Here is a 16,014-nt window from a genome sequence, read left to right as displayed (position 1 = left end):
GGCGACAGTGGGCTCACCGGAGTCCTTGCCTTGGATCATGCCCAACGCAAAGGGCGGTGATGAGCTAGACCACTTTGTGGCCGCTGACGCAGGATCCGTTGGCGAGCTCCCTGCTGCCCGACGGGCAGTCGGCGTTCACTGGATAGGAGCACAATCTCGGCTCATGCACCTACGTCCATGTTCGCGGGCTGGCAGCCTGGGGCTGTCCGCTGGACGCTGCCCCGAAAGAGGCAGGAGCGGAATGGAACGGGTGGTGCGAGCGGCAGAAGCAATGGTTCAGATGGGTGTCGGCGCGCCTGGGCTGTGGCCGGTTGGTGATGGTGCGTGACCCTGGAGGTCGCGGGGTCACGGCTAGGGTCGGGGTCAGATGGGGGTCAAAAGATCTTGAGGCCGGTCTCCGTGGAGGAGAACCGGCCTCTGATCTGGCGTTTTCTGTCGGGGTGGCGGGATTTGAACCCACGACCTCTTCGTCCCGAACGAAGCGCGCTGCCAAGCTGCGCTACACCCCGGTGGTGGCTGCCCGGGAGTTGTACGTTCTCCCGGCGCCTAGTCCACCTTAGCGGATGCTGGGGAGTGCTGCGTCCCTGTTTTTCGGGCGGTGAAGGCGGTCACGGCGCCGGAGGGAGTGAGGGTGATGTTGGTCAGGGCGGCGGTCTCCAGCCAGGTTCGGAGGTCGGTGGCCGTTCCCGGGTTGCCGAAGGCGCCTTGGTGTTGGAGGAGCTCGATCAGGGGGTCTCGGCCGGCGCCCTTGACGACGGTCGCGCCTTGGAGGGTGCCGCCTGGGCGTAGGACTCGGGTCAGTTCCTTGAGGGCGGCTGGTGGGTCCTCCAGGCAGTGGAGGCCGTTGTAGGTGAGGCACCGGTCGAAGGTGGAGGTGGGGAAGGGGAGGTTGTAGATGTCTGCCTGGACGAGGGTTGTCGTCTTGCGGCGGGCCCTCTTGAGCATGGTCCGGGAGAGGTCGGCTGCTACGTGGCGGGGGTTGTCGCGTATGGCCAGGCCTCCGCCGCAGGGGATGTCCAGGGTTAGGGCCGAGGGGTCCTGGGCGGCGATGAGTTCGTGGAGGTGGGCTATGTCGTAGTTCCAGAGGGCGCGGGCTCCCAGGCGGGAGAGGGCGCGGTTCTGGACGGCGAGGTCGTACAAGGCGGGTAGGAAAGGGGCGGTCTTCCAGTTCACCGTCGGGGGACGAGGGTGAGCAGGGAGGCCTCGGGCGGGCAGCAGAAGCGCATGGGGGCCTTGGGGGACGTGCCCAGGCCCGCGGAGACGTGGAGCCAGGAGCCGCGGTGTTTGTGGAGGCCCTTCACGCGGGGGCGGTCGATGCCGCAGTTGGTGGCCAGGGCGCCGTAGAAGGGGACGCAGACCTGGCCGCCGTGGGTGTGGCCGGCCAGGAGGAGGTCGTAGCCGTCGGCGGTGAAGCGGTCGAGGTTGCGGGGTTCCGGGGAGTGCATGATGCCGAGGTGGACGTCGGCCTGGGGGTCGACCGGGCCGGCGATCTTGTCGTAGCGGTCCCGGTTGATGTGGGAGTCGTCGATGCCGCCGAACTCGACGTCCAGTTCGCCGACCTTGAGGCGGCCGATGCGGTTGTTGAGGTCGAGCCAGCCCGCGGCCTGGAGGGAGGAGCCGAGCTCGCGGTAGGGGAGGTCGGGCTCGCGGCGGCGGCGGCCGTAGTCGGACTTGCTCGTGCGCCAGATGTAGCGGAGCGGGTTCTTCAGGACCGGGGAGTACAGGTCGTTGGAGCCGTAGACGAAGACGCCGGGGCGGTCGAGGAGGGGGCCGAGGGCGTCCAGGAAGGGGCCGATGGCGTCGCGGTGGGAGAGGGTGTCGCCGGTGTTGACGACGAGGTCGGGCTCCAGGGCGTCCAGCGACCGGACCCAGTGGATCAGGCGGGACCGCCCGGGCGTGAGGTGCGCGTCGGAGATGTGCAGGATCTTCACCGGGGGGCGGCCCGGCGGCAGCACCGGCACGTCGAAGCGGCGGAGGCGGAACCAGTTCCGCTCGATCAGCGAGGCGTACCCGAAGGTCGCGGCGCCCGCGCCCAGCACTCCCAGCGGTACGGCGTGGATCTTTCGCACGGCTCTCCCTTCTCAGGGTTCCATGCTTTCAGACATGGGCACCGGTCGGTAATCCTGATGAGGCGGAAGGTCGCGGACGGGCATGATGTGGGGCATGACCCTGAAGGAGAAGCTGGAGAGCGATCTGTCGTCCGCGATGAAGGCGCGCGACGAGCTGCGGACGCGCACGCTGCGCATGGTGCTCACGGCGGTGAAGAACGAGGAGGTCGCCGGCAGGCAGTCGCGCACGCTTTCCGACGACGACGTCGTGAAGGTGCTCACGCGGGAGGCGAAGAAGCGGCGGGAGGCCGCGACGGCGTTCGGTGACGCGGGGCGCGAGGCGCAGGCGCAGGCGGAGCGGGACGAGGGCGAGGTCCTGGAGGGGTACCTGCCCGCGCAGCTGTCCGGCGAGGAGCTGACTGCGCTGGTGGCGGACGCGATCGCCGAGACGGGCGCGTCGGGGCCTCGCGCGATGGGGCAGGTCATGAAGTCGGTGAATCCGAAGGTGGCCGGGCGTGCGGAGGGCGGGCGCGTCGCGGCGGAGGTGAAGCGGCAGCTCGCGGAATGAGAAAGGGCCCGGCGTGGCGCCGGGCCCTTTCGCGTCAGTCGCCCTAGTGCGGCCCTCGGCCGCCGCGCTTCTTGCCGCCGCCGCTCACGTAGAGGATGACGGTGGTGCCGGGCGGGACGGAGCTGCCCGCGTCGGGCGAGGTGGACACGACCGTGCCCTTCGGCTGGTCGGAGTCGACGGAGCCGGACGCGACCTGCACCTTCAGGTCGGCGCCCTTGAGCTTGGCGGTGGCGGCCGCGATCGTGAGGCCCTTCACCTGCGGGACGTTCGTGGTGTCGCCGAAGTCGCGGGTCGGGGTCTGGAAGCCGGGCGCGGGCTTGCCCGCCAGGGCGTTGCGCATGGACTGCTGCCACATGCCGCCGGGGATGTCGGCGCCGTAGACGCCGTAGACCTTGTACTGGAAGGGGCCGCGGAAGTCCCAGTAGGCGGTGGCGGCGGCGAGGTTCGGGGTGAACCCGGCGAACACGGCGCAGGTGAACTCTTCACAGGTTCCGGTCTTGCCGGCGGCGGGACGTCCGATGCTGCGTCCGGCGGCGGTGCCCTTGGTGAGGACGCCCTGCAGGATCGAGTTCACCTTGTCGGCGACGTCCTGGTCGAGGGCCTGGTGGCAGTCCTGCTTGGGCAGCTTGAGCTTCTTGCCCTCGGGGTCGACGACCTCGGTCACCGAGACGGGGGCGCAGTACTTGCCGCGGGCGGCGAAGCCGGCGTAGGCGGCGGCGAGGTGCACCATGTCGATGTCGTTGACGCCGAGGACCTGGGACGGGTTCGGCGCCAGGGGGTCGCCGGTGGCCTGCTTCATCCCGAACTTCTCGGCCATCTTGACGGCGTTGCAGACGCCGACGCGCTTCTCCAGGACGGCGTAGAAGGTGTTGACCGAGTGCCAGGTGCCGGTCTTCAGGTCGAAGTTGCCCTGCTCGCTGTCGCCGGCGTTCTTCAGCGTCCAGGAGCCGCCGCCGATCATGGCGTTCTTGACCTTCTTGCCGTCGTACATCCCGGTGTAGCGGCACGGCTGGAACCCGCTGACCGTGGTCTTCTGCGGGGAGTTGATGGTCGTGCTGACCGGGATGCCCTGGTCGATGGCGGCGGCGAGGGTGAAGACCTTGAACGTCGAGCCCGCCGAGACGCCGCTTCCGCCGCCGTGCGCGGAGTCGGCGGGCAGGTTGATGGTCGTCCGGCCCTTGCCGGCGCCGTACCGCTTGCTCAGCCCGATGGCCCGGACCTTGCCCGTCCCGGGCTCGACCATCGCCTCGGCGCCGACGCGGTTGCCGCCGGGGGCGACGGTGCCGCGCAGGGCCCTGTCGACGGCGTGCTGGTCGTCCATGTCGAGCGTGGTGCGGATGGTGTAGCCGCCGCGGTTCAGCTTGTTGACGACGTTCTGCTGCTGCTTCGGCTTGAGCTGCCAGTACTTGCCGTTCGACAGGATGTTGAGCATGTCGTACTTCACGTACTCGCAGAAGTACGGGGCCTTGCTGGTCTCGCAGCCGCCGACCGGGTCGGTGCGGTTCAGCTGGATCGGCTTGGCGGCCTCCGCGTCGGCCTGCGCCTTGGTGATGTGGCCGAGCTGCGCCATCCGGTAGAGGACGACGTCGCGCCGCTTGCGTGCGTCCTTGGGGTTGCGGATGGGGTCGAAGGCGGTGGGGTTCTGGGTGATGCCGGCGAGCAGGGCGGCCTCGCCGAGCCCCAGCTTGGACGCGGGGATGCTGAAGTACCGCTTGGACGCGGCCTGGACGCCGTACGCGCCGGCGCTGAAGTAGGCGACGTTCATGTAGCCCTCAAGGATCTGGTCCTTGGTGAGGCGCTGCTCGATGTCGAGGGCGTACCGGAGCTCGCGCAGCTTGCGTCCGACCGTGGGGGCCGTGACCTCGCGGTACTGCTCCTCGGTCTTGGCGCTGTCGACCAGGAGGTTCTTGACGTACTGCTGGGTGAGGGTGGAGCCGCCCTGCGTCTGCTCGGACTCGACGTTGGAGGCCATCGCGCGGATGGTGCCCTTGAGGTCGAGCGCGCCGTGCTCGTAGAAGCGCGAGTCCTCGATGTCGACCATCGCCTGCCGCATGATGGGGGCGACCTGGTCGAGCCGGACGGACTCGCGGTACTTGTCGAAGAACGTGGCGACCTGCTTGCCGTTCCCGTCGTACATCACCGTCTTCTCGGACGGCGGTGTCGTCTTGAGCCGGCTGTCCATGTCCTCGAAGTTGTTGGCGGCGTCGCGGGCGGTCAGCCCGGCGCTGCCTACGGCGGGAAGCGCGATGAGCGCGACGACGAGGCCCGCCACCACCCCGGCACCTAGCAACCTGAACAGCGTGGACGCGGCCTGGGCCCGATCGTTCTTCGCAACGCGCACGGGGTCTAGGGTACGCGGGACGAGCAGTGCATTAGGGACAGGTCCCCCGCGGTTCGTGCTTTCCGGACCGGCTGATCAGGATCTACGTCCGTTATGCCCTCATCGTGACAACCTGCACGGTGTCTGGCGCGTCAACTACAGGTAACTAGTCCGTTCCGGCGGTATGGCCCCGGTGGGCTATATCGAGAATGGGCCCAACGGGGGCTGTTGAAACGTCCCTCGCTTCCGTAAGTTCTTCCCCACGGCTTTCGTTTGGCGGCCTGACGTCCGCGCCCGTCCGGCCAAGGAGCGCAAATCGACACAGACCCTAGGGGAGTGGGGCCAAGATGTGGATCACGGATTGGACCGCCCGCGCCGCCTGCCGTAACGCGGATCCGGACGCTCTGTTCGTGCAGGGTGCGGCGCAGAACCGAGCCAAGCTCATCTGCCGCGGCTGCCCGGTGCGCACGGAGTGTCTCGCCGACGCTCTCGACAACCGGATCGAGTTCGGCGTGTGGGGCGGGATGACCGAGCGGGAGCGTCGGGCCCTGCTGCGGCGGCGGCCGGATGTGCGCTCGTGGCGCGACCTGCTGGAGACCGCGAAGGAAGAGTACGAGCGGTCGGCGGAGATCGACGAGGAAGAGCTCGTCGTCACCGAGGAACTCGTCGCCAGCTGAGTTCGACGGGTCCCCGGGGCCCGTCCGGCAGCGGTTCGAGGACCGGCACGGTCCAAATAAAGCGTGGCAGGTAGGCCCGTACCACCAATTGGGTACGGGCCTACCGTCACGCCCATTTCAGACTGTTTCCGCTGATCAGAGTGCACAGCGGGTAGAACATCCGGGTATGGCGTCCGAGTCCGGGACGCGTGCGGTTTTCGGCGGGCGTCAGGCGGCGGTGGGGGACGCGGCGGGGGCGGCCAGGTCTTCGCCCACCTGGCGCAGGCCGTCCAGGTCGTGGACGTCCTCCGCCTGCGCCGGGACGGCCGTGACCGGCACGGTCGGGTGCGTGGACGCGAAGTGGTCGCGAAGGCGTTCCTCGCGGGCGGCCAGCTGCATGCGGTCGGTGTGCAGGCGCAGCAGGGCCGCGGTCAGCGTGTGCTCGCCGCGCTCCTCCAGCGTCTCGGCGGCGGCCTGGCTGCGGGCCGCCGAGATGACGTCGCCGGCGGACTCGTGGACGCGGTTGACCACCAGTCCGGCGAGCGGCATCCGCTCCTCGGCGAGGCGTTCGACGAAGTAGGACGCCTCGCGCAGGGCGTCGGGCTCGGGCGCGGCGACGACGAGGAACGCGGTGCCCGGGGTCTGCAGGAGCTTGAACGTCTTCTCGGCGCGCTCCCGGAACCCGCCGAACATGGTGTCGAAGGCGGCGACGAACGTCTGGACGTCGCGCAGCAGCTGGACGCCGAGGACCTTGTTGATGACGCCGGTGAACACGCCGAACCCGGCGCTGATCACCTTGACGCCGAAGCGGCCGCCGGTCTTGGCCGGGGCGGCGAGGATCTTCATGAAGCGGCCGTCGAGGAAGCGGCCCATCCGCTCGGGGGCGTCCAGGAAGTCCAGCGCGTTCCGGGACGGCGGGGTGTCGACGATGATCAGGTCCCAGGCACCGGAGCGGTGCAGCTGCCCGAGCTTCTCCATCGCCATGTACTCCTGCGTGCCCGACAGGCTGGACGACAGCGACTGGTAGAAGGGGTTGGCGAGGATCTGCTTGGCCCGGTCCGGGTCGGCGTGCGCCTCGACGATCTCGTCGAAGGTCCGCTTCATGTCGAGCATCATGGCGTGCAGCTCGCCCTCGCACTCGCCGTCGATCTCGATCCGGCGCGGGTTGTTGTCGAGCTCCGACAGGCCCATGGACTGCGCGAGGCGGCGCGCCGGGTCGACGGTGAGGACGACGACGTCCCGTCCGCGCTCGGCGGCGCGGACGCCGAGCGCGGCGGCCGTGGTGGTCTTGCCGACGCCGCCCGAGCCGCAGCACACGATGATCTTCGTGCGCGGGTCGTCGAGCAGTCCGTCGACGTCGAGCACCGGTGGGGTCTTGCTGGTCTGGCTCATCGGATCACCTCTGCCGGTCGGTCCCCGCCCGCACGGCGGGTCAGTCTCACCCAGGAGACGCCGCGGTGGCGGCCGTAGGCGGTGGAGAGCGCGTGGGCGGGCGCGGTCATGCGGCGCCCTGGTCGCGGAGTGCGGCGGCCAGGTCGTAGAGGCCGGCCAGGTCCATGCCGTCGGAGAGCATGGGGAGGGTGTAGCGGGGCCGGTCGACGGAGTCCAGGCGCTCCTTCTCGCGGCGCTGGAGGGCGGTGCGGCGGGCGTGGTCGGAGGCCTCGCCGGCGAGGACGGCGGCGATCGACTCGGCGTCGTGCTCCAGGCCGGCGGCCTTCACCCCGCGGACGATCTCGTCGGTGTCCAGGGCTCCGGCGGCGGCCACGGCGAGGTCGTCCTCGGTGAGGACGGGCTGGTGCTCCATGTTGACGATCACGCCGCCGACGGGGAGCCCGACCGCGGTGAGGTCGCGGATGCCGTCCATCGTCTCCTGGACGGGCATCTCCTCCAGGAGCGTGACGAAGTGCACCGCGGTCTCGGGGCTGCGGACGACCCTCATCACGGTGTCGGCGTGGTTGCGGACGGGGCCGACCTTGGCGAGGCCGGAGACCTCGTCGTTGACGTTCAGGAACTTCGTGATGCGGCCGGTGGGCGGGGCGTCCATCACGACGGCGTCGTAGACGAACGAGCCGTCCTTCTTCTTGCGGCGCACCGACTCGGACGTCTTGCCGGTGAGGATGACGTCGCGCAGGCCGGGGGCGATGGTGGTGACGAAGTCGACGATGCCGAGCTTGGTCATCGCCTTGCCGGCGCGCTTGAGGTTGTAGAACATCTCGAGGTACTCGATGAGCGCCTCTTCGGTGTCGACGGCGAGCGCGTGGACGTCCCCGCCGTCGGGGGCGACGGCGACGCGGCGCTCCTCGTAGGGCAGGGGCGGGCAGTCGAAGAGCTGGGCGATGCCCTGGCGTCCCTCGACCTCGACGAGCAGCACCTTGCGGCCGCCGGCGGCCAGGGCTAGGGCGAGGGCGGCGGCGACGGTCGTCTTGCCCGTGCCGCCCTTGCCGGTGACCACATGGAGGCGTACGCCGTCCCAGTCGGTGTCTCTCGCGCTCACCCGATCGACCATATCGTTCACTCGTCAAACACTTGAGGGGGCGGTCGCCCTCATGCAAGTGATCCCTGACACGGTTCCCCCGCCCGGATGCTGTCATTCGGCCTGCCCGCGCGGTTAGCTTGAAAACGTGAACCGTGCTACGGACGGTTCCGTCCGGACCCTGACCGGTCCGGACGCCGCCGGAGCTCCGGGGGCGCCTCCCGGGGCCCGGGCCCTCATGCGAAAGAGGTGCCGTGATGGAAGCGGTGGCCCTGATCATCCTGCTCGTCCTCGTCGTCGGCGGCCTGATCGTCCTGTCGTCGTCGATCCGGGTCGTGCAGCAGTTCGAGCACGGGATCGTGTTCCGGTTCGGGCAGGTACAGCGGAACGGGCAGATGCGGCCCGGCGCGGTGCGCACGCCGGGCCTGACGGTGATCGTGCCGATCGCCGAGCGCATGCAGAAGGTCAGCCGGCAGACGATCACGATGGGGGTGCCCGGCCAGGACGGGATCACCCAGGACAACGTGAGCGTCCGCGTCGACGCGGTCGTGTACTTCCGGGTGATCGACCCGGTGAAGGCGATCGTGAACGTGCACAACTACCAGTACGCGGTCTCGCAGGTGGCGCAGACGTCGCTGCGGTCGGTGATCGGGCAGGCCGACATGCAGGAGCTGCTCGGCGAGCGCGAGAAGATCAACATGCGGCTGCGGGCGATCATCGACGAGATCACCGAGGGGCCGTGGGGCATCCTGATCGAGCGGGTCGAGATCAAGGACGTGTCGCTGCCGGAGGGCATGAAGCGGTCGATGGCCCGGCAGGCGGAGGCGGAGCGGGAGCGCCGCGCCCGCATCATCACCGCGGACGGCGAGTTCCAGGCGTCCAAGCGCCTCGCCGCCGCCGCGGAGATCATGTCGCAGGACCCGGCGGCCCTCCAGCTGCGCCTGCTGCAGACGGTCGTGGAGGTCTCCGCCGAGAAGAACAGCACGCTCGTCATGCCGCTGCCGGTGGAGATCCTGCGGTTCTTCGAGCGCGCCGCGGGCGGCTCGGGACGCTCCGAGGACGGCGGCGAGGCCAAGCCCGACCTCGGTGAGCGGCTGGCGAAGGCCGAGGAGGAGCTGGCCAAGGCGGCCGAGCAGTCGTCGTCGCTGGAGTCGGCCGAGGAGGTCCCGCCGGTCATCGGCCTGGACGAGCCCAAGCGCCGCGGGTCCGAGGTGGCCGCGCCGCCGGACGAGCAGCGGCGCGGCATCGGCGGCGGTGCGCCGGAGGCCGCGCAGGAGCAGCGGCCGCCCAGCTGACCGGCGGGCCTCACCCGGCCCGCGGCTGAGGTGCGGCGGTCGCCGCGTCCGGCGCGGCCTCGGGCATGGTCAGGCGCCGGACGCCCGGTACCGCTGCCGTGCCCAGGCAGGCGGCGCCGACCAGCACGGCCGCCGTCCACAGCGGGACGGAGGGGCCCCAGGCGGAGGCGGCCCACGGTGCGAGCGCGTAGCCGAGGGGCGCCGCGGCCAGCGACAGCAGCCAGTCGTAGGACGTCACCCGGGCCAGCGCCTGCGGTGGGATGGTCATCTGCACGACGGTCTCCCAGGTCGGGTTGAGGACGCCGAGCCCGGTCAGCGCCAGCCCGTACGCGGCGACGAGCAGGGGCGCGGGCGCGGCGACGGCGAACAGGGCGAGGGGCAGGGCCAGCGCGGCCAGGCCCACGTTCGCGACGAGGACGGGACGGCGCGGACGGACGCGGGCGGCCAGCAGCGCCCCGGCGACGAGCCCGGCGGCGCCGACCTGGAGGGTCGCGATCCAGACCCCCTCGCCGCCGAGCCGCTCGACGGCGAGGGCGGGGCCGAGGGTGAGCAGGACGGCGGACGTGCCGTTCCAGACGCCGTGCGCGATCAGGCTCGTCCAGTACCAGTCGCGCGAGCGGACCTCCGACCAGCCCTCCGCCAGGTCGGCGCGCAGCGAGCGCCGCGGGATCGGGACGTGCCGGACGCGCGCCAGGGCGAGGAGCGCCGCGCTCGCGGCGAACGACGCCGAGTCCAGCAGGAACGTCCAGCCGGGTCCGATGGTCAGCACGAAGGCGCCGGCGAGGGCGGGGCCGGCCAGGCGGGTGGCGCCGTTGGCGACGCCCATCAGGGAGTTGGCCTTCTGGAGCCCGGACGGCTCGACGGTGCCGGCGATCAGGGGCGAGACGGTCGGCGTCTGGAAGGCCGAGGCCGCGCCGCCGATCACCTGGGCGGCGGCGAGGTGCCACAGCCGCGGCTCGCCGCTCAGGAGTTCCAGTGCCGCGAACAGTTGCGCCGCGGCACCGGCGAGGTCGGTCGTGAGGGCGACGCCGCGCGCGTTGAACCGGTCGGCGAGCACGCCCCCGAGGGGCAGCAGGAGCAGGCGCGGCACCATCGCGCAGCCGAGCACGAGGGCGAGCGCGGACGTGGAGCCCGTCGCCCGCAGGACGGCGAGCGCGAGCGCGGCGGGGATGGCGGCGTCCCCGGTCAGGGACAGGACGCGGGCGGCGAACAGCAGCCGGAAGTCCCGGCCGCGCAGGGGATGGGTCATGGTCGGACAATGTACTTCGTCACCGAACTAATCGGCAACGAATTATTCGCCACCGAACCAGGAAACCGACTACGATCCCCGCATGGGCGACAGGGACCGGACCGACGACCACGTGGAGCGGTGGGCGCCGATCGTGCCCGACCTCGATCCCGACATCGAGGGCGCCGTCACCCGGATGATCTTCTTCGTCAAGCACATCCGGCAGATGCGCGAGGAACTCCTCGCCGCCTCGGGCCTGCAGCGGCACGAGTTCGACACGCTGCACGCGCTCGCCGGGCGCCACGGCACCGCCGCGCCCTCCCGGCTCGCCGCCGACCTCGCCATGCCCCCGAACTCGATCACCGGACGGCTGGACGCGCTGGAGCGCCGCGGCTTCGTCCGCCGGTCCCCCTCCGCCACCGACCGCCGCCGCGTCGTCGTCGAGTTGACCCCCGCCGGACGCTCCGCCTGGCGCGACGCCATGGACGGCCTGGGCGTCGAGGAGACCCGCCTGCTCGGCGCCCTCGATCCCGCCGAGCGCCGCACTCTCGCGGACCTCCTTCGCCGTGTCATGCTCCGCGCCGAACACCCCGCCGACCCGCCAGAAGGCCCTATGGGGTGAGGACCAGCCGTCCGCGCAGGCCGCCCGCGTCCAGGCGCTCGTGGGCTCTGGATGCCTCGGCGAGTGGGAGGGCGTCGGCGACGCGGGGGGTGAGGCGGCCCTCGTCCGCCAGTGCGGAGAGCGCGGCCAGCTGCGCGGCGTCCGCGCGTATCCACACGTTGTGGACGGTGATCCCGCGCAGCGGAAGCGGCGTGGCCGGACCGCCGTTGACCGCCGCGAACGCACCGCCGTTCCGGACGGCGTCGAGGGCCGCGACCGAGAGGAGGGCGGCGTCGAGGGCGCCGTCCACGCCGCCCGGTACGAGCGCGCGGACGCCGTCCCCGAGGTGCGCGCCGCGCGGGACGAACATCTCCGCGCCGAAACCGCGTACCAGCGCCTCGTCGGACGCGGATGCCGCGGCGACGACGCGAAGTCCCCGGTGGGCGGCCAGTTCCACCGCGTAGCCGCCGACGGCGCCCGCGGCTCCGGTGACGAGCAGCGTCGCTCCCGAGGGCAGGTCGAGGAGGTCGAGGGCCTGCCAGGCGGTCAGCCCGTTCAACGGGATCGTCGCCGCCTCGGCGGCCGGGACCGACCGCGGCGCGGGCGCGACGGCGTCCGCGTCCAGGACGATCGCGTCCGCGTAGGCGCCCAGCGGCACGTCGAGCCGGTCCTTCAGGCCGATGACCTCCTCGCCGGGGGCGATTAGGGTCACACCCTCCCCGACCGCGTCGACGGTGCCGGCGACGTCCCAGCCGATGCCGGCAGCGGGCCGCGAACCGAACGGCGGCATCAGTCCCGCGCCGGCGAGCGCCCCCGAGCGGGTGGCGGCGTCGACCGGGTTGACCGCCGCGGCCGCCACCCGGATCCGCACCTGGCCGGGCCCCGGGACGGGCACCGGAACGTCGGCGAGCTCCAGCGCATCGGGCCCGCCGGGTGTCCTCACGATGATCGCGCGCATGGCAGAACTCCCTGGACGAAGTGGGCAGGTGTGCGGGGAACCCCGCACCGGCCACTGTCGCCGGAACAGCCGCGGGCCGGAAGAAGTTACTTCGGAGTGCGTTCGGCACCCGGAGGTGAACCCGCGGCATGGCCACGATGACGGCGGCGGAGCGTCGCGAGCAGGAGAAGGCGGCGTTCGACGCCTACATGGACGAGTGCCCGACCCATCAGCTGATGGGGATCATCGGCAACAAATGGAGCATGCTGGTCCTCACGGACCTGGCGCACGGCACACGCAGGTACGCAGAGGTCGGCAGGGCGCTCCCGGGCGTCAGCGCGAAGATGCTCACGCAGACGCTCCGCTCCCTGGAGCGGGACGGTTTCGTGGCGCGGAGCGTGACTCCGTCCGTGCCCGTCCAGGTCGAGTACACCCTGACCCTTCTGGGCGAACGGATCGTGCCTCTGCTCGCCTCCATCCGGGGGTGGGCCGACCGGCACATCGGCGAGATTCACGCGGCGCGCGAGCGGTACGGCGAGGAGGCCGGTCAGGCGGCCGGGGCGGACGGCCGATCGCTAGGGTGAGGGCCATGAAGAAGTGGGAGTACGCGACCGTTCCGCTGCTGGTGCACGCGACCAAGCAGATCCTCGACAACTGGGGCCAGGACGGGTGGGAGCTCGTCACCGTCCTGCCGGGGCCGAACCCCGAGAACCTCGTCGCCTACTTCAAGCGCGAAGTCGAGTAGCGGCTGCCCTGTCGGAACAGCCCCGTCGTAACGGACCTCAACGAGGAGGAATGGGCGATGAGCACGCCTGAAGAGCGCATCCGCGAGCTCGGCATCGAGCTGCCGGAGGTCGTCCCGCCGGTCGCGTCCTACGTGCCGACGGCGCGGACGGGGTCGCTCGTCTACACCGCCGGCCAGATCCCGCTGGTCAAGGGCGAGCTGGGCGCCACCGGGAAGGTGGGCGCCGAGGTCAGCGCGCAGGAGGCGGCCCGGCAGGCGCGGATCTGCGCCCTGAACGCGATCGCCGCGCTGAAGGCGGAGGTCGGCGAGCTGTCGCGGATCGTGCGGATCGTGAAGGTCGTCGGGTTCGTCGCCAGCGCGCCGGACTTCCACGGCCAGCCGCAGGTGGTCGACGGGGCGAGCGATCTGCTGGCCGAGGTGTTCGGGGACGCGGGAAGGCACGCGCGCAGCGCCGTCGGCGTCGCCGTCCTGCCGCGGGACGTGCCGGTCGAGGTGGAGCTGATCGCCGAGGTGGCGTGAGGCGCCGGGCTTGACGGAACGCCATTCGGTATGTCCGAATGGCTCGCCATGGGGATCACCAACGGACTCAAGCTGCCCGAGTCGTTCCGGGGGCAGGTCGAGGACATCCTGGAAGGCCGGGCCGAGCCGGTGGCCGCCAAGGACGCGGCGACCGTGGTCGTGCTGCGCGACCACGGCGAGCACGGGCTCCAGGCGTTCATGCTGCGCCGCGTCCGGTCGATGGCGTTCGCGCCCGGCGCCTACGTGTTCCCCGGCGGCTCGGTCGACCCGCGCGACGGGGAGGCGGCGCTGGCGTGGTCCGGGCCGTCCCCCGCCGAGTGGGGCAAGGCGTTCGACGCGGACGAGACGCTCGCCCGCGAGCTGGTCTGCGCGGCGGTCCGGGAGACGTTCGAGGAGACGCTCGTGCTGCTCGCCGGTCCGACCGCGGAGACGGTCGTGGGCGACACGCGCGGCGACGACTGGGAGGCCGACCGGCAGGCGCTGCTGGACCGCTCCCAGTCGTTCGGGGGGTTCCTCGACCGGCGCGGCCTCGTGCTGCGCTCGGACCTGCTGCGCCCGTGGGCGCACTGGATCACCCCGAAGATCGAGCGCAGGCGCTACGACACCCGCTTCTTCGTCGCCGCGATGCCGGCGGGGCAGCGGGCCAGGGACGTCAGCACCGAGGCCGACCAGGTCGCCTGGGTGAGCCCGGGGGAGGCCGCCGAGCGGGCCGCGCGCGGCGAGTGGATGATGCTGCCGCCGACGATCGCGACGCTGGCGGAGCTCGCCGAGTTCGCGACGGTGGCCGACGTGCTGGCCGCGCGGCGCGAGATCGTCGTGCACGAGCCGGTCGCCGAGATCATCGACGGGGACGCCTACCTCGTCCTGCCCGAGGGCGTCGCGCGGCACTACCCGCAGGGCTGAGGAAGGTGACCCGCCGGGTGCCGCTGAGCCAGGCCGTCCTGCGGCGGCTGGCGGGCACCTCCGCGCTCCGGCGGCTGGAGCGTCTCGGCTGGAACCCGGCCCGTCACCCCGATCGCGCCTCGGGCAGGATGGGGGACATGACGGAGATCGACGGGATGGGTACCGAACGGGCGACCTGCGTGCTCGCCCCGAACCCGTCCGCCATGACCCTGGACGGCACCAACACCTGGATCATCGCCGAGCCCGGTGCCGCCGAGGCCGTCGTCGTCGACCCCGGGCCGAAGGACGGCGAGCACCTGCGGCGCGTCCTGGAGACGGTGCAGGCGCAGGGGCGGCGGGTCGGTCTCGTCCTGCTCACCCACGGGCACCCCGACCACTCCGCGGGCGCCGCGAAGTTCGCGAAGCTGGCGGGCGGCGGGGTCAAGGTGCGGGCGCTGGACCCCCGGCACCGGCTCGGCGACGAGGGCCTCGCGGAGGGCGACGTCGTCACCACGGGCGGCCTGGAGCTGCGGATCATGGAGACGCCGGGCCACAGCGACGACTCGCTGACGTTCTGGCTGCCGGCCGACGGCGCCGTCCTGACCGGCGACACCGTCCTCGGGTACGGGACGACCGTGCTGGAGGGGAGGCTCGGCGACTACCTCGGCTCGCTCGACCGGCTCCGCCGGTTCTCCGCCGACAGGGGGGCCGCGACCATCCTCCCCGGTCACGGGCCCAGGCTGGACGACCCCGTCGCCGTCCTCGACCACTACATCGACCACCGCCGCGAGCGCCTCGCCCAGGTCGAGGCCGCCGTCGCCGCGGGCGCCCGCACGGCGCGGGAGGTCGTCGAGCGCGTCTACGCCGACGTGGACAGGTCCCTGTGGCCCGCGGCCGAGTGGTCGGTCCAGTCCCAGCTCGACTACCTCGCCGAGCGCGGGGCCATCTGACCCCCGCGCTACTTCGAGCGCTTGCGGAGGCGCTCGATGTCGAGGATCACGACGGCGCGGGCCTCGATGCGCAGCCAGTTGCGCTGCGCGAAGTCGGCGAGGGCCTTGTTGACCGTCTCGCGGGACGCGCCGACGAGCTGCGCCAGTTCCTCCTGGGTGAGGTCGTGGTGGACGTGCAGGCCCGCCTCCGACGGCTGGCCGAAGCGCTCCGCGAGGTCGAGCAGCGCCTTGGCGACGCGCCCGGGCACGTCGGTGAAGACCAGGTCGGCCATCACGTCGTTGGTCTTGCGGAGCCGCTGCGCGAGCGCGCGGAGCAGCTGCACGGCGACCTCGGGGTGGCCGGTGAGCCAGGGCCGCAGGTCGTCGTGGCCGAGCCCGGCGAGGCGGCACTCGGTGACCGCGATGGCGCTCGCGGTGCGGGGACGCGGGTCGAACAGCGACAGCTCGCCGAACATCTCGCTCGGGCCGAGCACGCTCAGCAGGTTCTCGCGCCCGTCCGGCGCCGTCCGGGTCAGCTTGATCTTTCCTTCGAGGACGACGTAGAGCCGGTCCCCGGTCTCGCCCTCGTTGAACAGCGTCTGTCCGCGGGCGAGACGCACCTCGGTCACGTTGGCGCGCAGCGCCTTGGCACCCTGCTCGTCGAGAGCCTCGAAGAGCGGAGCTCTGCTCAGAACGTCCACGTCGCGATCGGTCACGCCATTCCTCCTCGGAACACCTACTTGCCTAGTGTGACGTACGTCCCACCGCGTACGTGAAGGCAGGGTCACGGCGCGCCGAAACGCGGGACCAGGG

At 71.6% G+C, this 16,014-nt stretch carries 17 protein-coding genes and 1 tRNA gene; 9 read left to right on the top strand and 9 right to left on the bottom strand.

What is annotated here, in order from left to right; translation table 11 throughout:
* Positions 1 to 435: 435 nt before the first annotated feature.
* The 3 genes from CHC11_RS06555 to CHC11_RS06545 all read right to left on the bottom strand — a co-directional run bounded on the left by CHC11_RS06555 (position 436) and on the right by CHC11_RS06545 (position 2,069).
* Positions 436 to 509 (bottom strand) — tRNA-Pro (locus CHC11_RS06555).
* A 37-nt stretch (positions 510 to 546) separates the two neighbouring features.
* Positions 547 to 1,140: a class I SAM-dependent methyltransferase gene (locus CHC11_RS06550; protein WP_179278722.1), complete on the bottom strand. Its 594-nt coding sequence runs from the start codon at positions 1,138 to 1,140 to the stop codon at positions 547 to 549.
* Between the two features lie 29 nt (positions 1,141 to 1,169).
* The gene (locus CHC11_RS06545) at positions 1,170 to 2,069 is read right to left on the bottom strand and encodes a metallophosphoesterase (protein ID WP_089310670.1); all 900 of its coding nucleotides are present in this window, start codon (positions 2,067 to 2,069) and stop codon (positions 1,170 to 1,172) included.
* Positions 2,070 to 2,163: 94 nt separating this feature from the next.
* Between CHC11_RS06545 and CHC11_RS06540 the strand changes: the two genes are divergently transcribed.
* Positions 2,164 to 2,616 carry a GatB/YqeY domain-containing protein gene (locus CHC11_RS06540; protein WP_179278721.1) on the top strand — a complete coding sequence of 151 codons (453 nt, stop codon included), beginning with the start codon at positions 2,164 to 2,166 and terminating at the stop codon, positions 2,614 to 2,616.
* Between the two features lie 43 nt (positions 2,617 to 2,659).
* Here the strand turns inward: CHC11_RS06540 and CHC11_RS06535 are convergent, their stop codons facing one another.
* Positions 2,660 to 4,957, bottom strand: coding sequence for a penicillin-binding protein (locus CHC11_RS06535; RefSeq protein ID WP_143226952.1), 2,298 nt, complete (start codon positions 4,955 to 4,957; stop codon positions 2,660 to 2,662).
* Between the two features lie 326 nt (positions 4,958 to 5,283).
* On the opposite strand from CHC11_RS06535, the gene CHC11_RS06530 reads away from it, so the two are divergent.
* Positions 5,284 to 5,613: a WhiB family transcriptional regulator gene (locus tag CHC11_RS06530; RefSeq protein ID WP_089310667.1), complete on the top strand. Its 330-nt coding sequence runs from the start codon at positions 5,284 to 5,286 to the stop codon at positions 5,611 to 5,613.
* A 207-nt stretch (positions 5,614 to 5,820) separates the two neighbouring features.
* Here the strand turns inward: CHC11_RS06530 and bagB are convergent, their stop codons facing one another.
* Together bagB and bagA are read right to left on the bottom strand one after the other, a co-directional pair.
* A complete protein-coding gene (bagB, locus tag CHC11_RS06525) occupies positions 5,821 to 6,984 on the bottom strand; it encodes an ATPase BagB (protein ID WP_089310666.1) in 1,164 nt (387 codons plus the stop codon).
* 106 nt (positions 6,985 to 7,090) lie between these two features.
* On the bottom strand, positions 7,091 to 8,086 hold the full coding sequence (gene bagA, locus CHC11_RS06520) for an ATPase BagA (RefSeq protein WP_089311064.1): 996 nt from the start codon (positions 8,084 to 8,086) through the stop codon (positions 7,091 to 7,093).
* Positions 8,087 to 8,322: 236 nt separating this feature from the next.
* On the opposite strand from bagA, the gene CHC11_RS06515 reads away from it, so the two are divergent.
* Positions 8,323 to 9,360: a slipin family protein gene (locus tag CHC11_RS06515; RefSeq protein WP_089310665.1), complete on the top strand. Its 1,038-nt coding sequence runs from the start codon at positions 8,323 to 8,325 to the stop codon at positions 9,358 to 9,360.
* Between the two features lie 10 nt (positions 9,361 to 9,370).
* Here the strand turns inward: CHC11_RS06515 and CHC11_RS06510 are convergent, their stop codons facing one another.
* Entirely contained in the window at positions 9,371 to 10,609 is a 1,239-nt protein-coding gene (locus tag CHC11_RS06510) for an MFS transporter (RefSeq protein WP_089310664.1), read from the bottom strand.
* 82 nt (positions 10,610 to 10,691) lie between these two features.
* Between CHC11_RS06510 and CHC11_RS06505 the strand changes: the two genes are divergently transcribed.
* The gene (locus CHC11_RS06505) at positions 10,692 to 11,210 is read left to right on the top strand and encodes a MarR family winged helix-turn-helix transcriptional regulator (RefSeq protein WP_089310663.1); all 519 of its coding nucleotides are present in this window, start codon (positions 10,692 to 10,694) and stop codon (positions 11,208 to 11,210) included.
* On the opposite strand, the gene CHC11_RS06500 is transcribed toward CHC11_RS06505, so the two are convergent.
* Positions 11,200 to 12,147, bottom strand: a complete 948-nt coding sequence (locus CHC11_RS06500) for an NADP-dependent oxidoreductase (RefSeq protein ID WP_089310662.1) — start codon at positions 12,145 to 12,147, stop codon at positions 11,200 to 11,202. The genes CHC11_RS06505 and CHC11_RS06500 overlap by 11 nt on opposite strands.
* Before the next feature lie 128 nt (positions 12,148 to 12,275).
* On the opposite strand from CHC11_RS06500, the gene CHC11_RS06495 reads away from it, so the two are divergent.
* From CHC11_RS06495 to CHC11_RS42450, 5 genes are all read left to right on the top strand, one after another.
* Positions 12,276 to 12,710 carry a winged helix-turn-helix transcriptional regulator gene (locus CHC11_RS06495; RefSeq protein WP_089310661.1) on the top strand — a complete coding sequence of 145 codons (435 nt, stop codon included), beginning with the start codon at positions 12,276 to 12,278 and terminating at the stop codon, positions 12,708 to 12,710.
* Positions 12,711 to 12,715: 5 nt separating this feature from the next.
* Positions 12,716 to 12,871 (top strand): Sp36 family protein, encoded by a 156-nt coding sequence (gene sp36 / locus CHC11_RS06490; protein ID WP_089310660.1) that lies wholly within the window; start codon positions 12,716 to 12,718, stop codon positions 12,869 to 12,871.
* Positions 12,872 to 12,928: 57 nt separating this feature from the next.
* Positions 12,929 to 13,390: a RidA family protein gene (locus CHC11_RS06485; protein WP_089310659.1), complete on the top strand. Its 462-nt coding sequence runs from the start codon at positions 12,929 to 12,931 to the stop codon at positions 13,388 to 13,390.
* Positions 13,391 to 13,420: 30 nt separating this feature from the next.
* Entirely contained in the window at positions 13,421 to 14,293 is an 873-nt protein-coding gene (locus CHC11_RS42455) for an NUDIX hydrolase (protein WP_425427279.1), read from the top strand.
* A gap of 137 nt (positions 14,294 to 14,430) precedes the next feature.
* Positions 14,431 to 15,222: an MBL fold metallo-hydrolase gene (locus CHC11_RS42450; RefSeq protein ID WP_425427289.1), complete on the top strand. Its 792-nt coding sequence runs from the start codon at positions 14,431 to 14,433 to the stop codon at positions 15,220 to 15,222.
* A gap of 8 nt (positions 15,223 to 15,230) precedes the next feature.
* Here the strand turns inward: CHC11_RS42450 and CHC11_RS06475 are convergent, their stop codons facing one another.
* Entirely contained in the window at positions 15,231 to 15,917 is a 687-nt protein-coding gene (locus CHC11_RS06475) for a Crp/Fnr family transcriptional regulator (RefSeq protein WP_067483689.1), read from the bottom strand.
* Between the last annotated feature and the right edge of the window lie 97 nt (positions 15,918 to 16,014).

It is taken from the genome of Actinomadura mexicana (assembly GCF_900188105.1).
In the GTDB taxonomy this organism is placed as follows: Bacteria; Actinomycetota; Actinomycetes; order Streptosporangiales; family Streptosporangiaceae; genus Spirillospora; species Spirillospora mexicana.
This window is presented reverse-complemented; position numbering and strand designations above follow the sequence as displayed.

Coding starts and splice junctions, on each gene's coding strand:
- CHC11_RS06540 (WP_179278721.1), top strand. CDS start 2,164: ATGACCCTGAAGGAGAAGCTGGAGAGCGATCTGTCGTCCGCGATGAAG.
- CHC11_RS06530 (WP_089310667.1), top strand. CDS start 5,284: ATGTGGATCACGGATTGGACCGCCCGCGCCGCCTGCCGTAACGCGGAT.
- bagB (WP_089310666.1), bottom strand. CDS start 6,984: ATGAGCCAGACCAGCAAGACCCCACCGGTGCTCGACGTCGACGGACTG.
- CHC11_RS06515 (WP_089310665.1), top strand. CDS start 8,323: ATGGAAGCGGTGGCCCTGATCATCCTGCTCGTCCTCGTCGTCGGCGGC.
- CHC11_RS06510 (WP_089310664.1), bottom strand. CDS start 10,609: ATGACCCATCCCCTGCGCGGCCGGGACTTCCGGCTGCTGTTCGCCGCC.
- CHC11_RS06505 (WP_089310663.1), top strand. CDS start 10,692: ATGGGCGACAGGGACCGGACCGACGACCACGTGGAGCGGTGGGCGCCG.
- CHC11_RS06500 (WP_089310662.1), bottom strand. CDS start 12,147: ATGCGCGCGATCATCGTGAGGACACCCGGCGGGCCCGATGCGCTGGAG.
- CHC11_RS06495 (WP_089310661.1), top strand. CDS start 12,276: ATGGCCACGATGACGGCGGCGGAGCGTCGCGAGCAGGAGAAGGCGGCG.
- sp36 (WP_089310660.1), top strand. CDS start 12,716: ATGAAGAAGTGGGAGTACGCGACCGTTCCGCTGCTGGTGCACGCGACC.
- CHC11_RS06485 (WP_089310659.1), top strand. CDS start 12,929: ATGAGCACGCCTGAAGAGCGCATCCGCGAGCTCGGCATCGAGCTGCCG.
- CHC11_RS42455 (WP_425427279.1), top strand. CDS start 13,421: ATGTCCGAATGGCTCGCCATGGGGATCACCAACGGACTCAAGCTGCCC.
- CHC11_RS42450 (WP_425427289.1), top strand. CDS start 14,431: ATGACGGAGATCGACGGGATGGGTACCGAACGGGCGACCTGCGTGCTC.